This window comes from Singulisphaera chitinilytica (assembly GCF_049331405.1).
Taxonomy (GTDB): Bacteria; Planctomycetota; Planctomycetia; order Isosphaerales; family Isosphaeraceae; genus PoT.
Window position 1 is genome coordinate 9,349,744 of record NZ_CP186274.1, and the last position, 25,548, is coordinate 9,375,291.

A 25,548-nucleotide genomic window follows, 5' to 3' on the forward strand; every position below is an offset into this window, starting at 1 on the left:
CAGACTCATTTTTGCAAAAGTGCTTCTGCCTGCATCTTCAACGTCAGACCCATTCCTGGATCTGATCGCCGATCGCCTCGGTGAGCTTTTCCAGGCTGCCGGCGGCGAGGATCGCGATGATTTCCTGGTAGATCGCCTTGCCGTACGTCGGCGCCGTGGGGAGATACCCGGGGCGCCAGTCGTCGATCAGGCTCATGACGACGATCGGCGTCGCGGGGAACCGCTTGCGCAGCTCGACTTGGAGGTACTGGTAATGCTCGCCGCCGATGGCCACCCAGAAGGCGTCGCCGGTCTTCCAGACCCGGACGAGGAACGGGTAATCCGGGCCCGGCGGGAGGTCGGTGAAGCGGGTGAGCTGACGATCCATCCGCTCGACCATCGCCCGGCACTTGGCCGCGTGGGCCTCGTCCCCCTTGCCGATCGCCTCTTGCAGCTCGCCCAGCCAACGATCGCGCTGGCGGTTCGAGGATTCGACCGTCGGCAGGTCGGGGCGATAGGGGAGCGGGACGATCCAGCCTTGCCTTTTCCACGAGGCCAGGTCCAGCTTCCTCGCCTCGTCGAGGTCGACGTGGTGCCAGGGGCCGAGCACCGCGCCCGACTCGACCGGCCCCGCGAAGGCGAAGCGGGTCAGCGGCGGCGGCAGGCTCTCCAGTGTCGAGAGCGCGGCGTATCCGAGTTGCCGACCGTTGCGGTCGGCGATCGCCGGATCCCCCACGAACCCCTCGCGAGGCCCGAGGTCGCCCGAGGCCCCTTGCAGGAAGACGCAGGGGGCTCCGGTCGCCTGCTCGACGACTTCGCGCGTCGCGCCGGGGAAGTCGGGGCTGATGAGCGTGTTCTGCCAGGCGAGGGTCGTCGGGTGGCAGGCGTAATTGACGAACGTCGCCAGCAGGCGGCCGTCCTCGGCGGTCACTCGGGCGACAACCACCGTGTCGTCGGAGAAGGCCCCGGGGTTGAACCCGCAGACGAAACGCCCGCTGACCTCGTCGAAGTAGTCGCGATGAGCCGCCAGGTTGCAATGCCCCGAGCCGTACGTGAACACGGCCGGCTGGGCACCCGCCTTCGCCTCGGCGATCAGGCCGACGATGGTCTCGGCCATGGTGTCGAGGTAGGGGGCGATCTGGTCGCCGCCGGGGAGGGTTACGCGATCGGGGTCCAGCAGGCCGGCGCCGTGCGTGTGGGAGAAGGCGACCATCAGGCGATCGCGCTCCAGGCCGGCGCGGGACGCGATGTGGTCGAGCAGCTCGGCGTTGGCCCGGCCCCAGAAGACGCAGTGGTCGATCGCGACGAGGGCGAGGCCGTCCTCGGGATTGTCGCGGGGTCCGATCCAGGTGGCCGTGGCGCGGAGCGGGCGATGGACGCCGGTCGAGACGTCGTGCGCGGCGGCCCCCCACATCCGATGGTACATGCCGACCGGAGGCGTGATGTCGCCTTGCGCCAGGCCGAAGCTGTTGAGCCCTTGAGGTGTCTCGACGACGTCAGGCATGTTCTCTCGCCGGTTGGGTAAGGGGACGGTCGGCATCGAACGCGACCCAGCACAGGGCCGCCGCCGCGTGCGTCGCGGCGAAGACGGCGACCACGGCACTCCAGGAGCCCGTCCGGGCGAGGAGCCAGGGGGCGATCGTCGGGAAGACGATCGAGCCGATCGCCCCCGACGTGTTCATCAGGCTGAAGACCTGGCGCGTCTCTCGCCCGCCCAGGTCGATGGTCAGAGCATAAGCGCAGGGCCCGGCCAGCGCCGCCGCGAAGGCGCCGAGGCTGAAGATCAGGACCGAGAGGAGCGGGTTCGACACGTACGAGGCCAGGACGATGCAGAACATGCAGCCGATCATGCTGGCCACGGCGATCCCTTGCCTGGCCAGGCGGAGGCTACCGCTCCTGGCCAGCACGTAGTCCGACAGGTAGCCCCCGGTCAGGCTGCCGGCCATCGTCGCCAGGTGCGGGAGGCTCGACAGCATGCCCGATTGCTGCACGTCGACGCCCCGCGTCTCCTGCAGGAAGGTCGGGAACCAACTCATATAAAACATCGAACCGAGGGCCCGGAAGAACTGCTGCGCGGCCAGGCCTAGCACGGCGCGTTGCTTCAGGATCGCCCAGGACATCGACCGGCCGTCACCCTTGGAGGGCGTCGCGGCGACCGAGGTCGACTCCACGAGCTTCCGCTCGGCCTCATTGACCCCGGGATGATCCCCGGGCGTCTCGCGGAAATAGCCGAAGAAGATGATCGACCAGAGGATCCCGGGGACGGCGTAGATGAGGAACATCCATTGCCAGGAGACGAGGCCAAGCATCATCCCCGAGAGCGCGGCCCCGACGGCGCCCCCGACCCCCATGAAACTGGCGAGGACTCCGCTCATCGACGCCCGCTTCGACGCCGGGAACCAGCGCCCGATCACGGCCGTCGCCGCCGGGAAAATCCCGGCCTCGGCCCCGCCCATCGCCAGCCTCGCCGGCAGGAGCACGAGCATCCCGGTCGCGAGGCCGCAGGCCGCGGTGGCCAGGGACCAGGCGACCGAGAAGAAGGGGATGGCCAGCCTCGATCCCCAGCGCCGGTCGACCATCGCGCCGGGGAACTGGAAGAGGGCATAGGTGATGAAGAAGGCGCTCATCGCCCAGCCCATCTGCGTCTTGCTGATCCCGAGCTCGTTGCGGATCAGGCTGTCCGCCACGCTGATGCTGCCGCGGTCGATGTAGGCGATCATCGTCGCGACGCAGAGCCAGCCCAGCACGACGTAACGCACCCGGGTCGGACGCTCGATGGGATCCGAGAAATCCGGGAGCGAATCGGCCGGTGCGGAGATCGCTCCGGGGTGCGTAGGCTCTCCAACCGCTCCCGTATTCGGGCTCATCGTCGAGTCCTCAGAAACGTGTGTTGGAGAGCCGAGGCGGAACCTCGGGATTGACAAAGTTTACCAATATGCTGAACCATCGAGGCCTGTCGTCAGGCGAGGATCGCCCGTATCGGCTGGCCGTGGTCGATGTCGAGGCGCTTGCGGCCTGGGATCTCGAGCTTGCGGGTGTCGAGCCCCATCAGGTGCATGATCGTGGCGTGGACGTCGGTGACGTAGTGGCGGTCTTCCTCGGCGTGGAACCCGATCTCGTCGGTCGCGCCGTGGACGATCCCCCCCTTGACGCCGCCGCCGGCCATCCAGACCGAGAAGCCGTAGACGTGGTGGTCGCGGCCGTCGCTCCCCTGCGTGCCCGGGGTCCGGCCGAACTCGGTTCCGAAGACGACGAGCGTCTCATCCAGCAGCCCGCGACGCTTCAGGTCCTTGAGCAGGCCCGCGATCGGCCGGTCGATCCGGAGGCAGTTCTGCGAGTGGTTGGCCCGGAGCGCCCCGTGGGCGTCCCAGACCCCGGCGCCCCCCGCGCCATCCTGGATCTGGATGAACCGGACGCCGCGCTCGACCATCCGCCGGGCCGCGAGGAGTTGCATGCCGAACGGCGACGTGACGGGGTCGTCGAGGCCGTAGAGGTTCTTGGTCTCGTTGGTCTCGCGGCTGAAATCGAGCACGTCGGGCAGGGACTTCTGCATCCGGAAGGCCAGCTCGTACGCCTTGATCCGCGCCGCGAGGGCCGGGTCGTCGGGGTACTCGACCGACCGGAGCCGGTCGAGCTTGTTGACCAGGGCGAAGCCCAGCCGCTGCTCGGCCTCGGCGACTTCCAGTTCGGGCCGGCCGTACTCGAGCGGATTGGCCGGGTCCACCTTCACGGGCACGGCGTCGTGCGCCGGGCCTAGGTAGTGGCCGTCCTTCTTGTTCCAGTACTCGCGGGCACCCATCGAGATATACTGCGGCAAGTTGTCATTGAGCGAGCCGAGGCCGTAGTGGACCCAGGCGCCCAGGTTGGGGAACTCGCCGTCGAGCATGTGCCGGCCGGAGTGGAACTGGGTCTGGGCACCGTGGTTGTCGTCGGTCGTGTACATCGACCGGACGATGGCCAGGTCGTCGACGCAGTTGCCGAGGTGCGGCAGCCAGTCGCTGACCTCGATGCCGCTCTGACCGTACTTCTTGAAGCCGACCTGGAGCGGGTAGAGCTTGTTGCGCTGCTGGCCGTTGGCGTCGTTGACGACGACGACCCTGGCCAGCGAGAGCTTCTTGGGGTCCTGCGTCCCCTTGTACGGGGTCTCGGCGATGGACTTGCCGCCGTACTTGTTCAGCTCGGGCTTGTGGTCGAACGTCTCGAGGTGGCTGACGCCGCCGTTCATGAACAGCCAGATGACCGACTTGGCCTTCGCGGGGAAGTGGGGGAGGCCGTCGGGGGGCGTCCAGATCCCCTCCGACGAGGCCCGCGCCACGCCGTCGCGATGGAGCATGGCGCCGAGGGCCAGGCCGGTGAAGCCCATGCCCATGTCGCTGAGGAACGCCCGTCGGTGCATGCCTCGTCCGCCCTGGAGTTGGTCGCGATCGAGATTGTCCGCCACCTGCCACCTCCTCGCGTCTGCCTGTCCGTTTCGTTCGCCCGGGGTCGCTTGAGGATCGACCGACGTCTTGCTTATCGAATCGTGATGAAGTCGTTGTGATTGAGGAGCGCCTGCACGAGGTCGTCGCGGGCCTTGCGGGCCGGGTCGGCCTTGCCGCCGGCCTTCAACAGGGCCGTGATCTCGGCCAGGGTCTCCTCGCAGGCGGCCTGCTCGGCGGGGCTGGGCGTGCTGTCCAGGATCGCCAGGAAGGCGGCCTTGGTGAACTCGCCGTCGGAGACCTTGCCCAGCCGCTCGTGCAGGCGTTCGCTGATCTTCGCGGCCATCGTCAGCGAGAACTTGCTGTTGGAGAGGGCCAATGCCTGCACCGGGACGATGCTCTCCGAACGCCTGTAGCACTCGAGCACGCTCGCGTCGTCGAAGACGTTGAGCAACTGATGATGCTCGTTGTGCGAGTGCGTGAAGTAGAGGCTCCGCCGGTTCGAGGCCTCGTCGTTCGCGGGGAGCGGCGGGCCTCCCATCCGGGTGTCGAGCATGCCCGCGAGCTTGAGGAGGCTGTCTCGGACGACCTGGGCCTCCATGCGCACGGGGTTCATCCGCCAGTACCACTTGTTCTCGGGGTCGGCGGCGAGGGTCTTGGGGTCGGCCCCCTGGCTCGCCGAGGTGCGTTGGTAGGCTTCCGACGTGACGATGAGCCGGTGCAGGTGCTTCATGCTCCAGCCGTGCTCGATCAGCTCGACGGCCAGCCAGTCGAGCAGGGCGGCATTCGTCGGGGCCGTCCCCTTGCGGCCGAGGTCGAAGATGGTCGGGACCAGCGGCTTGCCGAAGTGACGCACCCAGATATGATTGACCGCCACCCTCGCCGTGAGCGGGTGCCTGGCGTCGGTGATCCAGGCGGCGAGCGCCGAGCGTCGGCCGGTGCTGGTCGTCGGGAACGGCTTGCCCCTGGACGCCTCGGTCTCGGTGTTAGACTCGACCGTCTTCAACGAGCCTCGAAGCGGCGTGTAGACGTCGGTCGCGGTCTCGAGGTTCTTGCGGGCGGCGTCGAGGGCCGTCCTCGCCGTGTCGCGCTTGGTGCGCTCGGCATCCTTCTGGGGGGCGGCCGCATTCAGCAAGGCGAGTTCGGCCCGTGCGAGATCCTCGTCGGCCTTCGCGAGGGCGGCCTGGCGCTCGAGCTTGGCGGCGGTCGTCGCCAGGGCCTTGGCGTCCGGAGCGGGGGCTCCAGGGCGCGGGCGACGTCGGCGGCGGAGCGGGCTCGGATCGCGTCGGGCTGGGCAAGGGCCGTGGCCAGCGCCTTCTCGGCGACGACCATCCCGGCCTTCGCCTTCTCGACGCCCGACGCCAACACGGGCGCACCGGCGGGAGACTCGACCATCGCCACGTTCGGGGCCAGCGGCTTGAGCTCGAAGCCGGAAAACTCGGCCGTCGCCGCGTAGGTGATCAGCGAGAGGCCGCCGGGGTTCCTGGCGAACGGCAAGCGATAGGCGATGGCGTGCTCGCCGTTGATCGCGACGTTGACGAGCGTCCCGCGCACCCGGATCGTCATCTCATAGGCCTCGCCCAGCCTGACCTGACGACCCTGTGCGGAGTCGGGGGGATAGAGGTAGCCCATCCCTTGTTGGTAGGCCACCTGGAGCTTGGGCCCGCCGGCGTAGGCGCTCAGGTAGACGAGCACCTCACGATCGCCGACGACGTCGAAGCAGACACCCACCGAGCGCCAGGGGTCGCCGCCGGTCAGGGTCGTGCGGAGGGTCGCCTGGAAGTCGGCGGGATGATTCTTCTTGGAGCGGAGCACCGAGCGGGACTCGTCGCCGCGCTCCTGCATCATCTTGCCGTCGCGGTGCGTCCACTGGCCGGCGAGCGTCTCCCAGGTGTCCGGGCGAGCCAGGGCGAAGTCGTCTCGGATCAACGGGGTCGTGTCGACGGAGCCCTCAACCGACGCGACAGCGGGGGCCGGCTTCTCGGCCTCGGCCAGCTTCGCGACCGCCTGCGACAGCCCGGCGCGGGCGGTCGCGATCTGCGAGTCGGCCAGGCGGAGGTGGTCCTCCAGCACGAACGGACGCAGGCCGGGGGAGGCAGCCTCGGCGGGGAGCTTGACCGGCTCGATCTTGAGGTCGCCGAACGAGAGGAGCGCCGGCAGGCCGGGCTTCAGTGGGCGATCCTTGATCGGCTGGCTCTCATTGCCACGGACGAAGCAGTAGGTCGGGGTGTCGAGGTTGCAGTCGTAAGGGCGCGGGAGGCCGTCCTTCTCGAAGTCGGTCTCGCCGGGGAGCTGGTCGGTGCGGACCTGATAGGGCTCGAAGAAGGCCCGGAAGCGGTAGTAATCCAGCTGGCTGATCGGATCGTACTTGTGGTCGTGGCACTTGGCGCAGTTCAAGGTCAGGCCGAGGAAGGCCTTGCCGGTGTGCTCGACGGTGTCTTCGAGCCAGGTGTTCCGGTTGAACTTGAAGTAGTGGCGGGCGAGGAAGCCCGAGCCCCGGAGCTTGTCGAGGTCATTGGGGTACAGTTCGTCGGCCGCGAGCATCTCGCGGATCATCTGGTCGTACCCCTTGTCGGAGTTGAGCGACTCGATGATCCAGTCGCGCCAGTGCCAGATGTGCTTCTGGCTGTTCCGCAGGTCGGCCCCGAGGCCCCACCAGTCGCTGTAACGCCAGACGTCCATCCAGTGCCGGCCCCAGCGCTCGCCGTATTGCTTGCTGGCGAGCAGGCGGTCCACGACCTTCTCATAAGCGTCGGGAGAGGCGTCGGCCTCGAAGGCCTCGCGCTCGGCGTCGGTCGGCGGCATCCCGACCAGGTCGAGGTAGGCGCGGCGGAGCAGGAGCCCCTTGGGAGACCGCCCTTGCGGCTTGAGCCCGTGCTTCTGCATGTCGGCGTCGAGGAAGGCGTCGATCGGGTTCCCGACCGATCCCTCGGCGAGCTTGGGGACCTCCGGGCGAACCGGCTTGCGGAAGGCCCAGTGGTCGCGCGGGTCGGCCTCCGGCTTCTCGTCGGAGGGGGCGTCGGCCCCTTGCTCGATCCAGCGGCTGATGAGCGCGACCTCGGCCTCCTTGAGGGCCTCGCCGTCGCTCGTCGGCGGCATGCGGTCGGCCCCCTTCGCGGTGATCCTGGCGATCAGCTCGCTCTCGTCGAGCCTGGCGGCGACCACCGAGGGCCCGCTCTCGCCCCCTTCGCGGAGGGAGGCCGCCGTGTCGACGCGCAGCCCCCCTTTCTGCTGCAGGGCCCCATGACAGGCCAGGCAGCGGGCCGTCAGGATCGGCTTCACCTGCCGCGTGTAGTCCACGCGATCCTCGGCAATCCCCCATCGCGGCGCGACGAGGCCCGACAGGATCAGCAACGCTTTGAGGTATGGCCGCATCGCTGGACTACCTCCTCGATTCCCCGTCTCGACCGATCCGACTCGTTCCGATCCGAGACTCGTGACTCTTGGGACGCTGCAAGCTTCGCAGATTCGCTCTCGGCAGGGGCCGAGGCGGGCAGGGTGCATATCGAAGCCCGATCCTGGAAATCGGGCGGAAGGGCCGTTGTCGGCTCTTTTACTTTAACGTTAAAGAAAGTCTACCGGCAGTTCTTGGGCTGTCAACCCACTGTTAAACAGGAGGCTCTCAAGCCAGGGTATCCGCCGCCGGGAGTCTTGTCGAACGGATAAGCCCGTCAACTCCGTAGCTTCCCCGGAAATCCTGCCTCATCTCACCGACCAAGCGAAGCGCCCCCCGTTCCTCGTTGAGCGCGAATGTGGTGTCCCACCCGACGAAGCGGTGGTGGCCGGGCCGGGTGAAGACCCACACGAAGGGGCGTAGCAGCCCTTGCCAGAGGGGCCAGAGCATCGTAGCTTGCCGCATGGGGCGACTCCTGTTGCGATGCCAGCAGGATGTGACCAAACGGCAGGTCCCGCCTGGGAGACGCCCCTTTCAAGAGCAAGGGTACCCGCACCTTCGGGCGATACGTGAGTGCTAAGGGTCAGGAGAAACGACTTGCCATCGACTCGAGACCTATCGGCTCTCCCCGAGGCGAGCGGCCTTCGACGACTCTCGCAATCACTCGCCATGCTGGACGCGATCCTTTGCCCCGAGTGGGAATATCGATACCACTCGTTCAACGCGAACTGGGCCGTCGGGGAGGAAATGGCTTCGATGCGCAACGGCTGCGGCGACAGCTACTTCATCCTGTTCACCAAGGCCGGCGCAATCATGAAGGGGTTCGCTCACAGGTCCGAAGCCTGGCGGAGGACGTTGCAGCGGGGGCGACCCTGGGCCGGAATATTCGATGGCGTACCCGAGGAATTCGCGGGGTTCCTCAATGAGCCGGCCTTCTCGATCGCAGACACGACATTCTGCCTCTGGCGTCGGCCGTCCGATCCGGCCTGGCTTACAACTGCGATTGAAACCCTTGATGGCGAGGCCCCGGACGGGTCGGCCGAGTTGTTGCGGTTACTCGATGGTCACCCGGAAGCCTACCGGGATTGGGCCGAGGACTACTTCGAGACCGCGGTTGCGATTTCGGCCGTGAAGCATATCTTTGGTCACTGCCCACTCACAGAGGAGGTAGTCAAGGCCCTCAACCCGGAGTTGACCATGACTGACCTCGCGGAGGATGCATCCGAGATTGCATATCCGCTGATGTCGTAACGGATCGCCGTTGTCCAGAATTCTGGGAAACTTCGGCGTAAAACGACGACGCCCCCGGCCCGGCTCGAGAGGCTCGAAGCAGGGCGGGGCGACGCGGATGAGATTGGTCTGGATCCTTGAGGGTCAGGACCTGGAGGACGAAAGAACGTCCTCGGCGTGTTCCAGGAAGAGGTCGATGTCGTGCTCGGTGTGGGTCGCGCTGATGTGGACGCGCTTCAGGGCCATCGGCAGGACGAGGGAGCCGCGTTCGAGGAGGCCGCGGCGGAAGGATACGTCGGCGGCCATGTCGCAGGCGAGGAGGTCGGTGTAGTTGCGGGCGCCCGGCTCCTTGAAGTAGAGCAGGACGACGCTGCCGAAGCCCGTGGCCCAGGCCTTGATGCCGAGGCGGTCGACGATCTCCTGGAGCCCCTTGCGGACGCGGTCGCCCAGGGCGAAGGTGTGCCTGTAGACCTCACCCGATTCGAGGGCCTCGATCGTGGCGAGCGAGGCGGCCATCGCGAGGGGGTGGGCGTTGTACGTGCCGGCGAAGAAGACGTCGCCACCGCCGGTGGCGAAGCGGTGCATGTATTCCGACTTGCCGCAGAGCGCCGCGACCGGATAGCCGTTGGCCATGCTCTTGGCGAACGTGGAGAGATCCGGGGTCACGCCGCAGATCGACTGATAGCCGCCCAGGGCGTGGCGGAAGCCGGTGATGACCTCGTCGAAGATCAGCAAGGAGCCATGCTTCGTCGTCAGGTCGCGGAGGGCCTGCAAGAACGCCGGCTCGGGCATCACGCAGCCGATGTTGTGCGGGATCGGCTCGAGGATCACCGCGGCGATCTCCGATCCTTGCGTGCGGAAGGTCTCTTCCAACTCGTCGACCGAGTTGAAGGTGAGGACCAGGGTGTTCTCGATCGCCTCGGGCATCATGCCGGCCGAGCCGGGATCCGGCTTACCGATCTTGTCGGCGGGGGTGATGATGTTCATGCACAGGTAGTCATGCCAGCCGTGATAGCAGCCCTGGAACTTCACCAGCTTCTTGCGACCCGTCACGGCGCGAGAGAGCCGCACGGCGTTGTACGTCGCCTCCGAGCCCGAGTTGCAGAAGTGGACCGCCTCGGCCGAGGGGACGTGCTCGCGGAGCTTCCTCGCCAGGGCGATCTCCAGCTCCGTGGCGCCGAGGCCGACGATGTCGAGCTTGCCCAGGGTCTCGACGACCCTCGAATCCACCTTGGAATAGCAGTGCCCGAGGACGATCGGCCCGAAGGCCGCGTGATAGTCGATGTACTCCCGGCCGTCGGCGTCCCAGACCCGCGAGCCCGACGCCCGCTCGAAGACCATCGGCGGGTCGATCTTCCTCGTGCTCGAGTTGACCCCGCCCGGGATCAGCTTCCTCGCCTCGGCGTCCCACGCCCGAGAGCGCTCGGTTGAAACCGCATCGACGACGGACATGCTTGCGTTCCTTTCCTGGGATTTGAATCCTGAATCAGCCTGCTGAGAAAGCGACTGTGTTTGGTTTAGAATGCGAGGCTCGGCCATTCCTTCGCGGAATGACCGGCGGATTCTGCGATCCAGGACGCACTCAGCGAAGTCGACTAGGAGCCAGAATCGGCTATCCGATTTTGTATCCACTAATTGATAAACAAGGTATCCGGGGGATCGGGGTGCGTCAATCAAAATCCTCGGAGGGGGGCTTACGCCCATGAAAGAGAAGGCCGCGAAGGGGCACGAGGTCCCGGCCGTGAAGCGAGCCTTCACGATCCTCGACAGCCTCAACGAGAGCTCGACGGGCCTGACGGTGCAGGAGATCAGCCGGATCCACGACCTGCCGTACAGCACGGCCTTCTACCTGCTGGAGACGATGGAGGGGTGCGGCTACGTCCAGCGCGACGACGGGTCGAAGCGCTACAGCGTCGGCGCGAAGCTGCTCGCGTTCCGGGAAGGGAGCGCGGCGAGGCAGGGGCTCAACCTCCGGGCGCTCGCCCTGCCGCTGATGGAGGAGGTGACGCAGGTGAGCGGCCTCACCTGCCACCTGGCGACGCTCGAGAAGGACGAGGCGGTCTACATCGAGAAGACCGAGCCCTCGGGCTTCATCAGGCTCAACACCTGGGTCGGCAAGCGGAACATGCTCCACTGCACGGCGGTCGGCAAGGCCCTGCTGCTTCACCACAACGAGGCCGAACTCGCCGCGATCTTCGCGGGCGTCGGATTCCCGAGGCGGACCGACCGCACCATCGGCGACCTCGAGATGATGGCCCGTGACCTCAAGGAATCGCTCGAACGCGGATACGCGATGGACGACGCCGAGGACGAGGTCGACGGCCGCTGCGTCGCCGCGCCGATCTACGCCGCGCCGGGCAAGGTCGTGGCCGCGATCGGGCTCTCCGGCACCGCGACGCAGATCGACCTCAAACGCAGGGACGCCCTCGGCAAGCTCGTCCGCAACTACGCGAGGCAGATCTCAGCCCGGCTCGGCTCCGGAGAGCCCGAGGGTTCTGCGCCGAGGACGCCCTGATCGGGTTCCTCAGGCGCTGCCGCGAATCACCAGGGTGGTCGGGAAGACGACCTCGGGGACCTCGAAGCGGCTCTCCTTGAAGTAGCCGAGCAAGAGGTCGGCGGCGCGGCTGCCCATCTCGTAGCCGGGGACGGCGACGGTGCTCAGGGGCGGGTCGACGTAGGACGCGAACTCGACGTTGTCGAACCCGATGACGGCGAACTCCCCGGGCACCTCGCGCCCGAGTCCCTTCGCGGCCTGGACAGCCCCGAGGGCGAGGACGTCGGTGGCGCAGAGCAGGGCGGTCATGCCCGGCTCGGCCCTGAGGATGGCCTCGACGGCCTCGCGGGCGCTCTCGATGCTCTCGCGGCCGACCTTCCAGATCCGCGCGGGGGAGCCGCCATCGGCGACGACGGCCGCGGCATATCCGGCCTCGCGCTCCTCGACCGCCGGCCAGAGGCGGTCGGTCGCCAGGAAGCCGATCCGCGAGTGGCCGCGCCCCCGGAGATAGGCCACGGCCTGAGCGGCACCGCCGCGGTTGTCGGCGACGACACTCGCGGAGGTATTCGTCGAGACTCGTTCCTCGATGAGGACGAACGGGCAGCGGCTCTCTTCGAGTTGGCGGATATGCTCGGCCCGACGCTCGGGGGCTCCCGAGAGATGCACCACGGCGCCGTCGAATCGGCGGCGATGGACGAGCCGTTCGAAGGAGTCAACGGCCTGGTCGGGCTGGATCCCCTGGACGAAGAGGCTGTAGTCGTGGCCCCGGAGGGTGTCGACGAGGCCGCTGAGGATGGCGACGTGGAAGGGGTCGGCGAGGAACCGCGCGGCGGGGTCGATGGTGAGGAAGGCGACGGTGTTCGTGCGCTGGAGGCGGAGGCCGCGGGCCTGGGTGTTGGGCTGATAGTTCAGCTCGCGGATCGACTCGAGGATCCGCTGGCGGGTCTCCTCACGCATCTGCGAGGTCCGGCCGTTGAGGACGTTGGAGACGCTCTGGAGCGAGACTCCCGCCCGCTTGGCAACCTCACGCAAGGTCATCGCCGGCCCTCATCGCTGAACCACATTCTTCGGGAAACGCTTTCGAAACCAACGCGAAGAGGCCGGGCGAAGCATCAACCCATTTTGGGCGGATGCCGCTCCCGGCCTCTCTCCTATCTCAGGCATCTCGGACCAGGCACGGACCGATCAACGTCGGTCCTGGAGCTTGGAGAGGAGCCGCAGGATTTCGAGGTACAGCCAGACCAGGGTCAGGATCAGGCCGAAGGCCCCGTACCACTCCATGTAGCGGGGGAGCTGCGATTGGGCACCGCGCTCGACGAAGTCGAAGTCGAGCAGCAGGTTGAACGCGGCCAGGCCGACGACGAAGACGCTGAAGGCGATGCCGATCGGCGAAGCATCCCGGATGAACGGGATCTGGGCGCCGAAGAGGCTGGCGACGAACGAGACCATGTAGACCAGGGCGATCGCGCCCGTCGCCACCGTGATCCCCGAACGCAGTCGGTCGGTCACCCGGATCAGGCCCGACGCATAAGCGAAGAGCATGACGAAGAGTGTGCCGCAGGTCATCGAGACGGCCTGGATGGCGATGCCCGAAGGGACGCCCTTGCGAGTCTCGATGTAGTAGGAGAGGACGCCGAGGAAGACGCCCTCGAACGCCGCGTAGAGCGGGGCGGTCCAGGGGGCCGCGGCCGGCTTGAAGATCGTGATCATCGCCAGGACCATGCCGGCGATCAGCGAGGCCGGCAGGACGATGCCCTGGAGCGAGCCATTGCCCGCGGCGTTCCAGGACCAGATGGCGGTCGCCGAGAGGATGCCGAGCAGGGCGAACGTCTTGCCGATCGTCCCCTGGATCGTCATGACGGCGGTGCGCTGACCGCCGTAAGCATAGTCTTGGTTCGAGAATACGGCGTTATTGAACGCGGGGTTGCTGTTGGCCAACGGAATTCTCCCAAAACGGAGTGGCGTCGCCTCGAAGTCTCCTGTCGCGTCGCAAAACGGCGCCGCGAGGTCGGTCCGAAGGGGCGAAAACCTCCGCCGTCATCCACACGATTGTGACTCACCGATCGGATTTTTACAAGCAGAGCCGGATCCGCGGGCGCGTCACAACCCGAGGCCCGCCCGGTGGCGAACCTCGACACATACACTACTTCGTACGATGAGTCGATTTGGTTCGCTAGCGGTGCGATCCGGCGTGCGTCGTCGTCACCGGGGCACGCCTGGTCTCCTTGGCCGCCTGGACCACGGTCTCGTCGAGGGAGTGGTCGTGCAGGAGCCGTCGGATGCTGGCCCCGGAGGCGAAGATCCCCACGAGCTTCCCCTTGATCAGGGCCTCGGACCGGCCGATGCAAACCCCGACCAACTCTCCGTTTTCGAGGAAGAGGCCCCCCCCGGACCGCCCGTGCTCGGGGGCCTTGCCCGTGACCAGGAAGAGCCGGTCGTCGCCGCCCCCTTCGATCTCGAATCGCTCGACCTTGGCGACCCTCGTCGACCAGCTACTCAGCTTCGTCCCGAGGTCGATGCCCACCGACGTCACCACGCTCCCCTTCGTGGGCTCCTCGTTCTCGAGCCGGAGCTTGGCCACGTAGGGGAGGGCGATCATCTTGCGGACGCGGAGGACCGCCACGTCGGCCGCGCGATCCCTGGCGACGACCTCGGCGGGGACACGCCTGGGCCAGATCCCCTTGGCCGGGGACCGCTCGAGCCCGAGGTTGTAGCGGTGCAGCTCGATGGAGAGAGCCCCCTGGCCCTCGATCACGTGCGCGGCCGTGAGCACGAGCGTCTCGCCGGGGACCGAGGCGATCACCGTCCCGCTCCCCTGCGCCGAGCCCTTGCGGATCAGGACGGTCGGCCGGAAGGTCCCGGCGTCGCGAGCCTGCGGCCGGTCGGTGTCCTTCGCCTCGATGGCGGGCATCGAGGCGAGCGACAGCAGGGCGATCAGCAGCCCCGTAAGGATCGGGCGATTGGCCCCTTGCATGATCTCCATCCCACGACCGCTCCTGGTTCCTGCCCGACTCGGTGCCATCGATCCAGAGGGTCTCATAAAACCGAGCCCAAGGCTATCCATTTCCGGAAACGGTCGGCGAATGGGATGCCGAGCCCGAACGAAATCGGTCGGCTGCGGAATGGGCCAGCCTCGACTACTGGGCGCGATGCCTCGGGTCGAAGTTGCTCGGCTTCGTCGGGGCGGCCTCGTAGGCGAAGTCGTGGTCGGAGAAGGTGTAGCGATACCAGGGGGCGTCGTCGCAGCGGCCGAGTTCTGGGCGCAGGTTGCTGAAGGCCTTATAGAGGACGCGATACGGCTGGCCGTTGAAGTGCTCGAGGATCTCCTTCCAGGCCCTCGGCTTCTCTCGGATCAAGGCGGCCATGTCCCTGGTCAGTTCCTCCTCGGTCAGCGGTTTCACGTCCGCCGGGGGATCCGGCAGGATGAAGACGGTGCTGCGATCGAAGTGCGAGCGGACGAAGTTGGGCCCATGCGGGATCGTGCAGTCGAGGCCGATCTTCGAGCAGGTGCCGGGGGCGACGTCGGTTCCGATCATCGGATCGACGGTCATCGTGTTGCACTGGGGGATCGTGATGGTGTCGAGATGCGGCATGTACCGGAAGGCCATCGCGAACTGCACGGCGTTGTCATCCCAGATGTCGACGTCCTCGTCGAAGACCATCGCGATCTTGGGCAGGCCTTGCTTCGAGCAGGTGAGCATGAGCCCGAGCGCCTGCTTGGCGTCGCCGGCGCCGTGGGTCCGGATGCGGGCGTAGGCGATGTTCGAGAGGCCCCCCGCGGGGGCCCGGACCTCCAGCACGTCGATGCCGGCGCTCTTGAGCCCGCCATAGAGGTCGGCCTCGATGCCCGGCAATTGCAGCATGTTGTCGGTGTACCAGGGGTGCTGGCCGCCGATGGTCGCGTGCTGGTAGATCCCCCCCTTGCGGTAGGTCATCGCCTTGACGATGGCCCGGAAGTTGTGCTTGATGCCGCCGCCGTACATGCCGGTGAATTCGCCATACGGCCCCTCGTCGTGCGTGAGCCCCTCGGTGGCGAGGAGCACGCATTCGAGGACGATCTCGGCGTTGGCCGGCACGAGGACGTCGATCGTCTCGCACTTCACGAGCTTCGCCGGGTGGCCGTAGAAGCTGCCGAGGACCTCGAAGTCGTCGGTATCCGGCGGCACCGACGTGAGCGCGGCCACCTTGTCGACCAGCGGCCCGCCGATCACGATGGCGAGCTCGAGGTCCTGCCCCTTCGCCTGCGCCGCCTGGGCGTTGAGCCGCTGGCGGTGCGAGGTGCAGGTCATGTCGAAGTTCTTCTCGTTCACCCTCCGGAACATGCTCCGGTAGATGCCCCAGTCGTAGACTCCGGTATCCGGGTGCTTGCTGATGACCAGGTTGTCGTTCGTGAAGGCGTGGCCGTCTCGGTCGTGATGGAGGAAGAGGGGCAGGCGCGTGAGGTCGACGTCGTCCCCCTTCAGGATCACTTCCTTGCAAGGCGCCGTGGCCACGACCTCGGGCTTGATCCGCCCCTTGGCCGATTCGGTCATGATGCGGCCCGACTCGCTCTTGGGGCAGCCGAGGGCCCAGGCGGTCTGGTCCTGGTTCGAGTAGGCGTTGGCGAGGAACTGGAACTCGCAATCCTTCACGCGTTCGACGAGCACGGCCTTGAGCGGGTAATCCTCCATCACCTTCGGCAATTCGTCGACGCGTTTCTCCTCCTTGATCCGAACGAGCAATCCCCCGGCCTCCATCGCCGCGACGAACTCGGAGAGACTCTGCTGGGGCATGTTTGTGTACTCGTCGTGAGTTAGGAGAAGGCTGGGCTCGGGGTGCCGGTCTCGACGTACTGCCTGAGGTGGTGGAGCAGCACGCCCCAGGTCGTGTTGCACTTGCGGAAGTTGCCGTGAGTCCCTGGCCAGCCGGCGTGCTTCAAGGCGAGGAGCGTGCGGCAGTCGGGGGTCGATGAGATGTCGAAGGTCGCGACGGTGCCGACCGAGTCGCCGGGCCCCTGGACGCATTCCCAGACGATGCGGCGGGGCTGGTCGAGCGCCGTGACCTTCCAGCGGAACTCGGGGTGATCGGCGAACCGGAACTGCCAGGTATCGCCGACGGAGCCGGCCCCGGTCACGTCGCGATTGTGCCAGGCCCGCAGCCCATCGGCGGTCGCCAGGGCGGCGAAGACCTGCTCGGCGTTCGCGGACACGTTGATCTGGTGATCGATCTCGGGCATCGCGTGGCCTCCGTCTCTTTTAGTCGCGGTTGCGGAGCTCGGGGAGGTCGTACTCTTTCCAGCCGGGGACGTCGGCGATCTCGAAGAACTCGTGCCCCTTCTCGGCCAGGGACGGGCCGCAGGCCGAGCCGGCGGAGGGGACGTCGCCCGCCTTCTTCACGATCGAGCAGAACGGGAAGGTCGCGTCGATCCCGAGCGCCGAGCCGAGCCTGGCCTCGAGCGGGATCGAGTCGTCGACCGAGGGGTCGAGCGGCCCTGCCGGGAGGCGGTCGACGATGATGGCGTCGCGGGCCGGCTGCGAGCGGAAGGCCGTCGCCCACTCCACCTGCGCGGGGTCCTGCACGTCGATGTCCGGATCGACGACGATGACCGTCTTCGGCCGCAGGTTCGTCGACATCGCCGCGAGGAGTGCCGCGCGGGCCTCGCCGGCATAGCGTGGCTTCATCGACATCACCACATAGAACGAGACGCCTCCCGAGGCCGGAACCGCCACGCGTTCCAAAGTGGGGAACTGCGGCTTCATCATCGCGTAGAAGGAGGCCTCGAACGGGAGTTGCTTGAGGATGTGGTTTTCGGTCGGCGGGACGCCGGTGAGCAACGCCTGGAAGGTCGCGTCGTTGCGGTGCGTGATCGCGAGCGGACGGGCGATCGGCTTCATCGAGCCGGGCGTGTAATAGCCGGTGTACTCGCCGAGCGGCCCCTCGAACACGGTCGTCTCGAAGTCGATCTCGAACTCGATGACGAACTCGGCCCGCGCGGGGACTTCGAGGTCGATCGTCTTACAGCGCACGAGCTCGACGGGAGCCCCGCGGAGGCCCCCCGCCACGGCGAAGTCGTCGGTGTCGTCGGGGACCTGGATCGGCCCCGTGTAGGCGAGGATCGGGTCGACGCCGATGACGAGCGCCGCGCGGTACTTGGTCGCCCCGTTGGCCCTCGCCTTCGCGATGTGCTTGCCGAAGCGGTGGTTGGGCTGGGCGAGGAACGACATCGTCTGCTTGTCGATGATCTCGAACCGATAGTGGCCGACGTCGGGGATGCCCGTCTCGGGGTCCTTGCTGACGACGATCCCCGGCGTGATGTAAGGCCCGCCGTCGTCGGGGCTATATCGGGGGACGGGCAGGGTGGTGAGGTCAATCGCGTCGGCCAGGATCACGTTCTCATGCACCGGCGCGTTATCGACGACGACCGGCGGGATCCGATTCGCGAGCCCGGCGAGGATCTTGCCGAAGACCTCGGCCTCGGTCGACTCGAACGCGATGAGCGCCTTCGACCGCGTGTTGTAGACGCCCCCCACGAGGGGGAACTGCGTGCCGTTCTGCTTGAAGACGAGCGCCGGGCCGGAGACCGACGCGCACTTCCGCAGGGCCTTGCCGACCTCGAGCTCGAGCGCGACCGGGCGATCGATCTCCAGGAGTTCGCCCCGTTCCCGAAGCGCGGCCAGGAATTCTCGGAAGTCGTTGAATGCCATCGGCAGGCCCCTTCGCGTCTGTCGGTGGTAGTGCGATTGGCTCACCTTCGGGAGTGGTCGTCCCGAGTCAGGCCCCTTCGCCGGGGGGTTCGAGGTGCGCCTGGGTTTCGCCCGACGGCTCTCCCCAACGCCGCGTCGCCGGGGCGTCGAGGTCGAATAGGTCCAGCACGCGAGCGACCGTGTGGTGGACCACGTCGTCGAGCGACTGCGGGCGATTATAGAAGGCGGGGACGGGGGGTGCGATGATCCCGCCCGCCTCGGTCACGGCGAGCATGCTCTTGAGGTGCCCGGCATGCAGCGGCGTCTCGCGGACCATCAGCACGAGCCGCCGGCGCTCCTTCAGGCAGACGTCGGCCGCCCTCGTGAGCAGGGTGCCCGTCACGCCGGTCGCGATCTCGCTCAGGGTCCGGATCGAGCAGGGGGCGACGATCATCCCCATCGTCCGGAACGAGCCGCTGGAGATCGCCGCGCCCACGTCGGAGGCCCGATAGGTGACGTCGGCCAGCTTCTTCAGGTCGGAGGACGTGTGGGCCGTCTCATAAGCGCGGGTGAGTTCACCCGCCCTGCTCACGACGAGGTGCGACTCGATGTCGAGCTCGCGGAGGATCCGGAGCAAGTGGACGCCGTAGACGACCCCGGTCGCCCCGCTGATACCCACGATGAGTCGACGGCGCGGAGGACCGGAACCATTCTCGGACATCAGAACCCCTGAAAGCTCGACACTCGCGATTCCGGCCTTCGCCACCCCGAAAAGTCTAACCCTGGGCGGAGCCGTTAAGCAAGGAAGGACCGGGGCTTTGCGGGGATGTTCAACGGCGTCGGTAAATCCTCAGGCGATCACGGGTCCAGACCTGTTCGAACCAGCGGTCGTTGATCGCGTCAATCGCGGGGTTGCTGCCCCAGACGACCAGCGTGTCGATGGCGGGGAGGTGGTCGCCGACGAGGCGGGTCCAGGACTTGAGCCGGTCGGCCGCGTCCTCGGGATCGTCGAGCGTGGCGATGCGCTCCATCTCGTCGGCCGAGGGGCGATCCAGGCGATCGTCGAACTGGACGGGGAAGTAGTAGTGCCTCGTCTCGTAGTTGTTCCAGACGATGTTCCCGGTGCCGACGCCGAGCAGGTTGTCGGCGTGCCAGAGCGGGTTCGCGCGGAACTTGCCGCGGGTCTGGAGCAGCAACGTGGCGATCTTCCGCCCCTTGCCGACCTCGGGCCTGGCCTCGAGGAAGAGGCCGGCCGTCTCCTTCGAATAGAAGGCGTAATCCCAGATGAAGGCCGACTGCACCACCAGGGCGACCGTCAGCGCGATGACACAACCGGCGCTCGCGATCCCCTCGACCTGGAACGCGAGGCAGGGGACCAGGGCGACCAGGCCGAGCAGCGTGATGCGCTGCTGGAGGTAATTACCGTGGTTCACGCCGAGCGTGTCCGGCCCGAGGATCCCGCCAACCAGCAGCACGAGCCCGAGGATCCACCAGCAGCGTCGCCCCTCGCGTCGATGGCGGGTGAGCGTCGCGAAGGCGGCGAGAGCCAGCCCCACGGTCAGCCAGAGCACCGGGGCGAATGCAACGTTCCAGCGCGAGTTCGCGGAGCGAAAGGGAATCGTGAAACGGCTGGCGAGCGAGATCGGATCGACCCAGCCGATCTGCGCGAACCAGGACGAGAACGAGGTCGGGGGCACCAGGTGCTTCCAGACCGGCTCCATACCGCCGCCTTGCCGCGAAAGCAGTAGATACATGATCCCGAGAGGCACGAGCGGCACGAGCGAAAGCGCAGTGGCGATGAGCCTGCGTCCCCAGTTCGGCCCGGGGGCGAAGAGGGCCAGCGTCCCGAGCCCGACCACCGTCAGGCCGAGGCTCACGAGATGGCAGAAGTACCCGACCGTGACGAGCAGCCCGAGCACGAGCACCCGCCCCAGGCCGAGCCGTTCCCGCCCGGCCCACCAGTACCCGAGCGTGATCGGGAAGAGGCAAGCCCCGAGCAGGAATCCCGTGAATCCGAGGAGCCAGGTCACATTCAGCCCGAGTAGCACCGCGAGCAATGACGCGGACGCCATCCCTTTCCAGCCGCACACCCGCCAGCGGAGCCAGACGATCGAGGCCGCGAAGCCTGCGAGCGTCAGCGTCGTCACCGCCTGATCGGCGTACTCGGGCGAGACCTCCACGAAAGCGGCCGTGACGAGGTGACCCGCCCAGTTGGGCAGGGGCTGCCAGCGCATCTTATAGTAGTCGCGGAAGGGGGATTCGGGGCCGAACGAGCTGACCAGGATGTGCGCATTGTAGAGGTGAGCCGGGCCATCCTGCGTGACGAATCCGGGCACGAGCCAGACCGCCGCGAGGGCCGGGAGCAGGGCGGCGAGGAAGATTCTTACACCCCAGTGCCGCGATCGAGCCGAGGGACCCTCGGCCTCGTTTTGAAGGTCGGTACGTAGCAGGTCGAGCATCCCAGCAAAAGCCAACCCGTCCCCCCTCTTCCCTAAGGCCGAAGGGGGGCGGGCTCGGGTGCGTAACAACCGGACTGACGACCGTCCATCGTCCTCCGATTGCGTCTCCTGGAGAAGCACAGGGAGGTCGGGTCGCAGCCGCTGTTGTGCGGCAAGGTCCTAAATCACGCGGCGCTCACCGACATCGGGCAACGCAGGCCCGACCTGGCGATAAACAGACTATAACGCATGAAACCTCCGGCGCGCCAAAAATTCCTACCCCGGCCCCCACGCTTCCTCCCCCCTCCGGACGGAACAGAAACATGGTTGAAACCTTACGTCCTGAGAAGAATATCGGACTCGCTATGCCCCTCAGCCCGGCGCAAGGGCGTCGGGCTCCGGCACGAGGAAGCTCAGGTGGTGGGCGCAGTGAATGCAGTGAAGACGCGTCCACTGCTCGCGCGAGAGCGGCCCGAAGATCGGGTGATCGGCGAAGCCCTCCATGTGCGCGGCGAAGTAGTAGAGAGTCGCCCGCATCGCCTCGGCCTCGGCGCGGTCGTCGAGCCCGGTGTTGGGCCAGAACTTCTTCGGGAGCATGCGGCCGGGCTTCATGCAGCCCGCCTTGAAGATCTGCCGCAAGACGATCGGCCCGATGGCCTTCCGCACGATCCAGGGCGCGCGCCCGCCGAATCCCGCGACCGAGCCCTGGATCACCATCGTCAGATGGTTGCAGATCTGCCCGAGACTCCAGTTGCCGAGCTGGCGATAGCCGAGGAGCAGGTTGTCGATGTCGGGCATCACGCGATCCATCGTCGCGAACTTGAGGTCTCGGCGCCCGTCGGCCAGCATCGGCGTATCCAAGGTCGATGTCATGCCCCAGGCCCTTTCTTCAAGGTGGCGACCTCGCGTTCGCGCCGGAGCTTCCGGACCGTCGCCTCGTCCCAGTCGATCGCCTCGTTCTCGAGCCATTCGATGGCCTGCGCGCGCATCGCGTCGTCGAGGGGGACGCGGGCCTCGGCGTGGCGGACGACGACCCCGCAGTAGGCGAGCTTCTCGTCGTCGTCCCAATCTTCCATCGGATGGCCCACCTCGGCGCGGAGCGCCTCCAGGGCGTACGCGAGCGTCTCCGGCGAGGCGAGCTTGCCCTGGACCTCATCGAAACCCATCGGGTTCCGATCGTCCATCAACTCTTCGTACGCATCCCCGTGTGCTCGCTCGTAGCCGGCGTCGAGCGCATCGGCCGCCAGGTCATTCTCGTAACTCTTGACCCCCCAATGACCCATCATCTCGTGTCGCCCTTTCGGCGTTCGCCCCGCGACCCGACGAGGCTCGAGGAAGGCCGGGGCACCGCGGCCCCGCGCCCGGCTCCCCGATCTCGGGTCGCTCACATATTCATGAAAGTTTCTTACCGAGGCCGAGCCGGCCCCGGCTGGTGGTCGCCGGCCCGACCGGCTCGCCCGACTTGCCGAAGGCGGAGAGCCCGACGGAGTCGCACTCCATATAGATCGATTCGACCCGCTCGCGGGGCACGAGGTAGCTCTCGTGGTAGATCCCGAAATCCCCCCGGGTGCGGATCCGGGCGAGGGCGTCTCGCCACCAGTCGGAGTGCGGGGCCTGTCGCGACCAGGCCTCCAGTTCCTCGAAGCTCCGCCAGTACTGCAAGAGGCCGAAGTGGCCGCGGCCCAGGGTGAACCGCTCGGAGTGCAGGAGGCCGGTGTCCGCCTTGAGCGCCTCCGCGACGGCCCGGTCGATGGCCTTGCCGAGCTTCGCGGCGAACCAGAGGGCTCGCCAGCCGCGGGCCTGGATCCCGAGCCGGATCAGGGCGAGTTCCGAGACCGAATCCGGCAGCGTGGCGATGTTGCGGCGCATGCGTCCTCGGGCTCAGCCGGCGGTCTTCGGGGCGGGGGAGGGCAATTCGCGAGCCGCCGTCATCAGGGCCTTGAGCCGCTGCGGGGGCGCGACGAAGGTCGGCCGGGCGATCGGGGTGTTCGCGACCATCTCGGCCGGCGTCAGCACCTTGCCGTCGATGGTGCCGAAGCTGCAGCCGGCCTCGGCGGCGATGACGGTCCCGGCGGCCACGTCGTGCGTCGCCTCGCCGAGGAACGTGCAGGCCTGGAGCCGATTCGCCGTCACGAACGTCATCTCGCAGCAGGCGCTCCCGAGGTCTCGGAGCCGGCCGGGGACGCTCCTGGTGTCGATCGCCCGCAAGGCATTCGTGCCGATGCAGATGTTGTCCTGATTGTGGATCGTGGTCGCGTCGCGGACGACCAGGCGTTCGCCGTCGCGCCAGGCGCCCTGACCCTTGACCGCCCAGAAGAGCTCGCCGAGGGGCGGGATCGCGATGACGCCGAGGACCGGCTCGCCCCCGTCGACCAGGCCGATGCTGATGGCCCAGAGCGGGAGCCCGTGCACCATGTTGCCGGTCCCGTCGATCGGGTCGATCGACCACCAGCGCGAGCCGCTGCCCCCGGTCGCCTCGTATTCCTCGCCCGTCAGGCGGTCGTCGGGGAACCTGGCGCCGAGGCGCTCGCGGATCAGGCGCTCCAGGTCGTGATCCAGGTCGGTGACGAAGCTGTGGTTCGCCTTCTCCTGCGGCCGGACCCGCTTGGAACGCTCGATCGCCAGCGCGGCGGTCTCGCGCGCGAGGTCCTTCACAAACTCCAACTCGTCCGTCGGGCTCGACTGCTCGTTCATTGCGAGACACTTCCGTCGTGTGGGGCGACCGGGCAACGCTCTGCTCGTCCCAAAGGGTATGTCAGCGAGGGGAACCCACGCAAGGTGGTTTCCCCTCGGTTCGGCCCCGCGTCGAGGATCCGCGGTGCAAATCCAGGCTGGCGTTGGCATAATGGTTCAGGGTAAGGCGCAAGATCGAATGCAAGGCGCGGCCGGGTCGAGTAGGCCCGCCCATCTTCGCATGCCCTCGCCATCCCAACCGATCCGATTTTCGACAGACACCGCAGCTCATAGGTTGATGAGAGAAATGCCGATTCGTCTCGATAAACTGGTCGCCGAGCGATTCGGCATGTCGCGTCGGGCCGCGCAGGATGCGGTGCGTAACGGGCGGATCGACGTGGCGGGGGAGCGTTGCGACGAGCCCGGGCGCGAGATCGAGCCGACCGAACCCATCGAGTTCTTCCCCAACCGCCCGAAAGCCCGGACGGTCGCAGGCCGGCTCAAGATCCTCCACGAGGACCGCTACGTCCTGATCGTGGACAAGCCCCCGGGCGTCCTGACCCTGCCGACTCAGGAGCGCGAGTCCGACACCCTGATCGAGCGCGCGGGGCGATACCTCACGATCCGCCACGGCCGACGCAATCCTTATATCGGGGTCGTCCACCGGCTGGACAAGGATACGTCGGGGGCGCTGGCGCTGGCACGGAGCCCCGACGCCGTACGGGCCTTCCAGTCCCTCTTCCGCAAGCACGACATCGAGCGGCAGTACCTCACGGTGGTCGAAGGGGTCCCCGAGCGGCTCGAGGGGACGGTCGACCTGCCGATGATGGAGGGCCGCGTCGACATGCGCCGAGGGGTCGAGCGCCGGCCGGGGATGGGGAAGGTCGCCGTCACCCACTACCGGGTCATCGAGCGTTTCGGACCGGTCGCCAGCCTCGTCGCCTGCTGGCTCGAGACGGGTCGGACGCACCAGATCCGCATCCACATGTCGGAGATCGGCCATCCGGTCGTGGGGGACAAGGTCTATCGCCCGCGCACCCGGCCGCGCTGCAAGGCCCAGTTCCACCGCCAGGCCTTGCACGCCCAGACGCTCGGGTTCGTCCACCCGCTGACCGAGAAGTCGATCCACGTCGAGGCCCCACTGCCGGCCGACTTCAGCGCCCTGATCGTCGACCTTCGCAACCGCTACGGCATCCCCGGGGCGGGGGGCTGACGTCCGAAGGCTCCGATCCTCGCGGATCCCTCCCTCGCGCAATCCGCCGCAGAACCGGCAGGCTTCCGTGCTCAGGGCCGGTCCACGCTCTCCGCGAATCCGACCTCAAGCAACTTCTCGAAAGATTTTTTCGGGTTCGGTCCCGCAATTGCTCCTAGATCCTTTCGTCAGGGTGAACGACCCAGAACTCACTCAACGATCGGAGTCGAACCATGTCGGAAACCAAAGAGAAGATCAAAGACGGCATCGACGACGCCGCCCACGCCGCCAAGAAGGCCACCGAGCACACGGCCGAGGCCGTGAAAGACGCGGCCTACGAGACCGGCAAGAAGATCAAGGAAGCCGGCGAGAACATCAAGGAAGCCGGCAAGTAATCTCGTCTTGAAGTGAGCGAACCCAGGAACTATCCGGGTTCGCCTCCCGAGACGTCGCGCCTTAATCCGCCCTCGAGATCACACCCGGGACGAAAGCCGACGCGGTCACGACCACTCGACGAAACAACAAGCCGACGAGGCGCGAGTCGGGGGTCGAACCCGGCCCTTTCCCCTGAAAATCGAACCAAGGAGCTTGAACGATGCTGCGCTGGGCCGTCATGTTCGCCATCCTCGCGATCGTCGCCGCCGTCTTCGGCTTTGGCGGGATCTCGAATGATTTCGCCTTCTTCGCCAAAATTCTGCTGTTCGTGTTCCTGATCCTGTTCGTCGTCTCGATGCTGGCCGGCCGCCGCGGCACAAGTCCACCAGTGGTCTGACGACGCTTCAACCCGCCCGCTGGAACACGACGGCAGGCCCGCGACCTCGATTTGAGGCCTCGCACGGCGACTTGTCTTTATCATAGATGCAATCGACCCCGCGTTGGCGGCTTGCCCTGATCGGCAGGCCGTCAACGCGGGGTTGTTTTTGTATTCCTGAGAGCGTAACTCACCTTCCGCCATGCAATTGCCAGCCGATGTCACGATGCCGCGACATGGCAGCCGCCGTTCATCCCGCGGTTTCAAAACATTCCGGGTCGCCGAGAGTGTCCCAATCGCGGCGACCCAGGACGAGA

At 67.0% G+C, this 25,548-nt stretch carries 24 protein-coding genes; 5 read left to right on the plus strand and 19 right to left on the minus strand.

The features are described 5' to 3' along the window. Positions 1–43: 43 nt before the first annotated feature. From ACOYYX_RS36405 to ACOYYX_RS36430, 6 genes are all read right to left on the minus strand, one after another. Entirely contained in the window at positions 44–1,483 is a 1,440-nt protein-coding gene (locus ACOYYX_RS36405; RefSeq protein WP_422927554.1) for a neutral/alkaline non-lysosomal ceramidase N-terminal domain-containing protein, read from the minus strand. After that, positions 1,476–2,846: an MFS transporter gene (locus ACOYYX_RS36410; protein ID WP_422927555.1), complete on the minus strand. Its 1,371-nt coding sequence runs from the start codon at positions 2,844–2,846 to the stop codon at positions 1,476–1,478. Before ACOYYX_RS36410 ends, ACOYYX_RS36405 begins: the two co-directional genes overlap by 8 nt. 92 nt (positions 2,847–2,938) lie before the next feature. Next, on the minus strand, positions 2,939–4,375 hold the full coding sequence (locus ACOYYX_RS36415; RefSeq protein ID WP_422931710.1) for a DUF1501 domain-containing protein: 1,437 nt from the start codon (positions 4,373–4,375) through the stop codon (positions 2,939–2,941). Between the two features lie 116 nt (positions 4,376–4,491). Next, on the minus strand, positions 4,492–5,532 hold the full coding sequence (locus tag ACOYYX_RS36420) for a DUF1553 domain-containing protein (protein ID WP_422927556.1): 1,041 nt from the start codon (positions 5,530–5,532) through the stop codon (positions 4,492–4,494). Continuing rightward, a complete protein-coding gene (locus tag ACOYYX_RS36425) occupies positions 5,526–7,772 on the minus strand; it encodes a DUF1549 domain-containing protein (protein ID WP_422927557.1) in 2,247 nt (748 codons plus the stop codon). The genes ACOYYX_RS36420 and ACOYYX_RS36425 overlap by 7 nt, the downstream gene beginning before the upstream one ends. 247 nt (positions 7,773–8,019) lie before the next feature. Next, positions 8,020–8,256 carry a hypothetical protein gene (locus ACOYYX_RS36430; RefSeq protein WP_422927558.1) on the minus strand — a complete coding sequence of 79 codons (237 nt, stop codon included), beginning with the start codon at positions 8,254–8,256 and terminating at the stop codon, positions 8,020–8,022. 204 nt (positions 8,257–8,460) lie between these two features. On the opposite strand from ACOYYX_RS36430, the gene ACOYYX_RS36435 reads away from it, so the two are divergent. Further along, positions 8,461–9,042: a hypothetical protein gene (locus ACOYYX_RS36435; RefSeq protein ID WP_422927559.1), complete on the plus strand. Its 582-nt coding sequence runs from the start codon at positions 8,461–8,463 to the stop codon at positions 9,040–9,042. A 123-nt stretch (positions 9,043–9,165) separates the two neighbouring features. Here ACOYYX_RS36435 and ACOYYX_RS36440 read toward each other — a convergent pair whose 3' ends face one another. Then, the gene (locus tag ACOYYX_RS36440) at positions 9,166–10,473 is read right to left on the minus strand and encodes an aspartate aminotransferase family protein (RefSeq protein WP_422927560.1); all 1,308 of its coding nucleotides are present in this window, start codon (positions 10,471–10,473) and stop codon (positions 9,166–9,168) included. Positions 10,474–10,723: 250 nt separating this feature from the next. On the opposite strand from ACOYYX_RS36440, the gene ACOYYX_RS36445 reads away from it, so the two are divergent. Continuing rightward, positions 10,724–11,536, plus strand: a complete 813-nt coding sequence (locus ACOYYX_RS36445; RefSeq protein ID WP_422927561.1) for an IclR family transcriptional regulator — start codon at positions 10,724–10,726, stop codon at positions 11,534–11,536. A 9-nt stretch (positions 11,537–11,545) separates the two neighbouring features. Here ACOYYX_RS36445 and ACOYYX_RS36450 read toward each other — a convergent pair whose 3' ends face one another. The 12 genes from ACOYYX_RS36450 to ACOYYX_RS36505 form a co-directional block, all read right to left on the minus strand. Next, positions 11,546–12,553: a LacI family DNA-binding transcriptional regulator gene (locus ACOYYX_RS36450; protein WP_422927562.1), complete on the minus strand. Its 1,008-nt coding sequence runs from the start codon at positions 12,551–12,553 to the stop codon at positions 11,546–11,548. Positions 12,554–12,700: 147 nt separating this feature from the next. Then, on the minus strand, positions 12,701–13,453 hold the full coding sequence (locus ACOYYX_RS36455) for a Bax inhibitor-1/YccA family protein (RefSeq protein WP_422927563.1): 753 nt from the start codon (positions 13,451–13,453) through the stop codon (positions 12,701–12,703). A 235-nt stretch (positions 13,454–13,688) separates the two neighbouring features. Beyond that, the gene (locus ACOYYX_RS36460; protein ID WP_422927564.1) at positions 13,689–14,498 is read right to left on the minus strand and encodes a S1 family peptidase; all 810 of its coding nucleotides are present in this window, start codon (positions 14,496–14,498) and stop codon (positions 13,689–13,691) included. A 154-nt stretch (positions 14,499–14,652) separates the two neighbouring features. Further along, positions 14,653–16,287, minus strand: coding sequence for a UbiD family decarboxylase domain-containing protein (locus ACOYYX_RS36465; protein ID WP_422927565.1), 1,635 nt, complete (start codon positions 16,285–16,287; stop codon positions 14,653–14,655). 20 nt (positions 16,288–16,307) lie between these two features. Next, positions 16,308–16,730 (minus strand): SRPBCC family protein, encoded by a 423-nt coding sequence (locus ACOYYX_RS36470; RefSeq protein WP_422927566.1) that lies wholly within the window; start codon positions 16,728–16,730, stop codon positions 16,308–16,310. A gap of 19 nt (positions 16,731–16,749) precedes the next feature. Continuing rightward, complete coding sequence (locus ACOYYX_RS36475) at positions 16,750–18,198, minus strand: UbiD family decarboxylase (protein WP_422927567.1); 1,449 nt, start codon at positions 18,196–18,198, stop codon at positions 16,750–16,752. 67 nt (positions 18,199–18,265) lie between these two features. Beyond that, the gene (locus tag ACOYYX_RS36480; RefSeq protein WP_422927568.1) at positions 18,266–18,898 is read right to left on the minus strand and encodes a UbiX family flavin prenyltransferase; all 633 of its coding nucleotides are present in this window, start codon (positions 18,896–18,898) and stop codon (positions 18,266–18,268) included. A gap of 109 nt (positions 18,899–19,007) precedes the next feature. Beyond that, positions 19,008–20,651 (minus strand): hypothetical protein, encoded by a 1,644-nt coding sequence (locus ACOYYX_RS36485; RefSeq protein WP_422927569.1) that lies wholly within the window; start codon positions 20,649–20,651, stop codon positions 19,008–19,010. A 336-nt stretch (positions 20,652–20,987) separates the two neighbouring features. After that, positions 20,988–21,488, minus strand: a complete 501-nt coding sequence (locus ACOYYX_RS36490) for a DUF1569 domain-containing protein (protein ID WP_422927570.1) — start codon at positions 21,486–21,488, stop codon at positions 20,988–20,990. Continuing rightward, positions 21,485–21,901: a hypothetical protein gene (locus ACOYYX_RS36495; protein WP_422927571.1), complete on the minus strand. Its 417-nt coding sequence runs from the start codon at positions 21,899–21,901 to the stop codon at positions 21,485–21,487. Before ACOYYX_RS36495 ends, ACOYYX_RS36490 begins: the two co-directional genes overlap by 4 nt. A 106-nt stretch (positions 21,902–22,007) precedes the next feature. After that, the gene (locus tag ACOYYX_RS36500) at positions 22,008–22,484 is read right to left on the minus strand and encodes a phenylacetaldoxime dehydratase family protein (protein ID WP_422927572.1); all 477 of its coding nucleotides are present in this window, start codon (positions 22,482–22,484) and stop codon (positions 22,008–22,010) included. Positions 22,485–22,496: 12 nt separating this feature from the next. Beyond that, the gene (locus ACOYYX_RS36505; RefSeq protein ID WP_422927573.1) at positions 22,497–23,309 is read right to left on the minus strand and encodes an inositol monophosphatase family protein; all 813 of its coding nucleotides are present in this window, start codon (positions 23,307–23,309) and stop codon (positions 22,497–22,499) included. Between the two features lie 286 nt (positions 23,310–23,595). Here ACOYYX_RS36505 and ACOYYX_RS36510 point away from each other — a divergent pair, with 286 nt between their 5' ends. The 3 genes from ACOYYX_RS36510 to ACOYYX_RS36520 all read left to right on the plus strand — a co-directional run bounded on the left by ACOYYX_RS36510 (position 23,596) and on the right by ACOYYX_RS36520 (position 25,252). Continuing rightward, positions 23,596–24,501: an RluA family pseudouridine synthase gene (locus ACOYYX_RS36510; protein ID WP_422927574.1), complete on the plus strand. Its 906-nt coding sequence runs from the start codon at positions 23,596–23,598 to the stop codon at positions 24,499–24,501. A gap of 212 nt (positions 24,502–24,713) precedes the next feature. Beyond that, positions 24,714–24,875 carry a hypothetical protein gene (locus ACOYYX_RS36515; RefSeq protein WP_422927575.1) on the plus strand — a complete coding sequence of 54 codons (162 nt, stop codon included), beginning with the start codon at positions 24,714–24,716 and terminating at the stop codon, positions 24,873–24,875. A gap of 200 nt (positions 24,876–25,075) precedes the next feature. Then, positions 25,076–25,252 carry a DUF1328 domain-containing protein gene (locus ACOYYX_RS36520; RefSeq protein ID WP_422927576.1) on the plus strand — a complete coding sequence of 59 codons (177 nt, stop codon included), beginning with the start codon at positions 25,076–25,078 and terminating at the stop codon, positions 25,250–25,252. The last annotated feature ends 296 nt before the right edge of the window (positions 25,253–25,548 follow it).

What these genes read in the sequence shown, in the direction of transcription:
- ACOYYX_RS36405 (WP_422927554.1), bottom strand. Translation starts at nt 1,483, where the DNA reads ATGCCTGACGTCGTCGAGACACCTCAAGGGCTCAACAGCTTCGGCCTG.
- ACOYYX_RS36410 (WP_422927555.1), bottom strand. Translation starts at nt 2,846, where the DNA reads ATGAGCCCGAATACGGGAGCGGTTGGAGAGCCTACGCACCCCGGAGCG.
- ACOYYX_RS36415 (WP_422931710.1), bottom strand. Translation starts at nt 4,375, where the DNA reads ATGCACCGACGGGCGTTCCTCAGCGACATGGGCATGGGCTTCACCGGC.
- ACOYYX_RS36425 (WP_422927557.1), bottom strand. Translation starts at nt 7,772, where the DNA reads ATGCGGCCATACCTCAAAGCGTTGCTGATCCTGTCGGGCCTCGTCGCG.
- ACOYYX_RS36430 (WP_422927558.1), bottom strand. Translation starts at nt 8,256, where the DNA reads ATGCGGCAAGCTACGATGCTCTGGCCCCTCTGGCAAGGGCTGCTACGC.
- ACOYYX_RS36435 (WP_422927559.1), top strand. Translation starts at nt 8,461, where the DNA reads ATGCTGGACGCGATCCTTTGCCCCGAGTGGGAATATCGATACCACTCG.
- ACOYYX_RS36440 (WP_422927560.1), bottom strand. Translation starts at nt 10,473, where the DNA reads ATGTCCGTCGTCGATGCGGTTTCAACCGAGCGCTCTCGGGCGTGGGAC.
- ACOYYX_RS36445 (WP_422927561.1), top strand. Translation starts at nt 10,724, where the DNA reads ATGAAAGAGAAGGCCGCGAAGGGGCACGAGGTCCCGGCCGTGAAGCGA.
- ACOYYX_RS36450 (WP_422927562.1), bottom strand. Translation starts at nt 12,553, where the DNA reads ATGACCTTGCGTGAGGTTGCCAAGCGGGCGGGAGTCTCGCTCCAGAGC.
- ACOYYX_RS36460 (WP_422927564.1), bottom strand. Translation starts at nt 14,498, where the DNA reads ATGGAGATCATGCAAGGGGCCAATCGCCCGATCCTTACGGGGCTGCTG.
- ACOYYX_RS36465 (WP_422927565.1), bottom strand. Translation starts at nt 16,287, where the DNA reads ATGCCCCAGCAGAGTCTCTCCGAGTTCGTCGCGGCGATGGAGGCCGGG.
- ACOYYX_RS36470 (WP_422927566.1), bottom strand. Translation starts at nt 16,730, where the DNA reads ATGCCCGAGATCGATCACCAGATCAACGTGTCCGCGAACGCCGAGCAG.
- ACOYYX_RS36475 (WP_422927567.1), bottom strand. Translation starts at nt 18,198, where the DNA reads ATGGCATTCAACGACTTCCGAGAATTCCTGGCCGCGCTTCGGGAACGG.
- ACOYYX_RS36480 (WP_422927568.1), bottom strand. Translation starts at nt 18,898, where the DNA reads ATGTCCGAGAATGGTTCCGGTCCTCCGCGCCGTCGACTCATCGTGGGT.
- ACOYYX_RS36490 (WP_422927570.1), bottom strand. Translation starts at nt 21,488, where the DNA reads ATGACATCGACCTTGGATACGCCGATGCTGGCCGACGGGCGCCGAGAC.
- ACOYYX_RS36495 (WP_422927571.1), bottom strand. Translation starts at nt 21,901, where the DNA reads ATGATGGGTCATTGGGGGGTCAAGAGTTACGAGAATGACCTGGCGGCC.
- ACOYYX_RS36500 (WP_422927572.1), bottom strand. Translation starts at nt 22,484, where the DNA reads ATGCGCCGCAACATCGCCACGCTGCCGGATTCGGTCTCGGAACTCGCC.
- ACOYYX_RS36505 (WP_422927573.1), bottom strand. Translation starts at nt 23,309, where the DNA reads ATGAACGAGCAGTCGAGCCCGACGGACGAGTTGGAGTTTGTGAAGGAC.
- ACOYYX_RS36510 (WP_422927574.1), top strand. Translation starts at nt 23,596, where the DNA reads ATGCCGATTCGTCTCGATAAACTGGTCGCCGAGCGATTCGGCATGTCG.
- ACOYYX_RS36515 (WP_422927575.1), top strand. Translation starts at nt 24,714, where the DNA reads ATGTCGGAAACCAAAGAGAAGATCAAAGACGGCATCGACGACGCCGCC.
- ACOYYX_RS36520 (WP_422927576.1), top strand. Translation starts at nt 25,076, where the DNA reads ATGCTGCGCTGGGCCGTCATGTTCGCCATCCTCGCGATCGTCGCCGCC.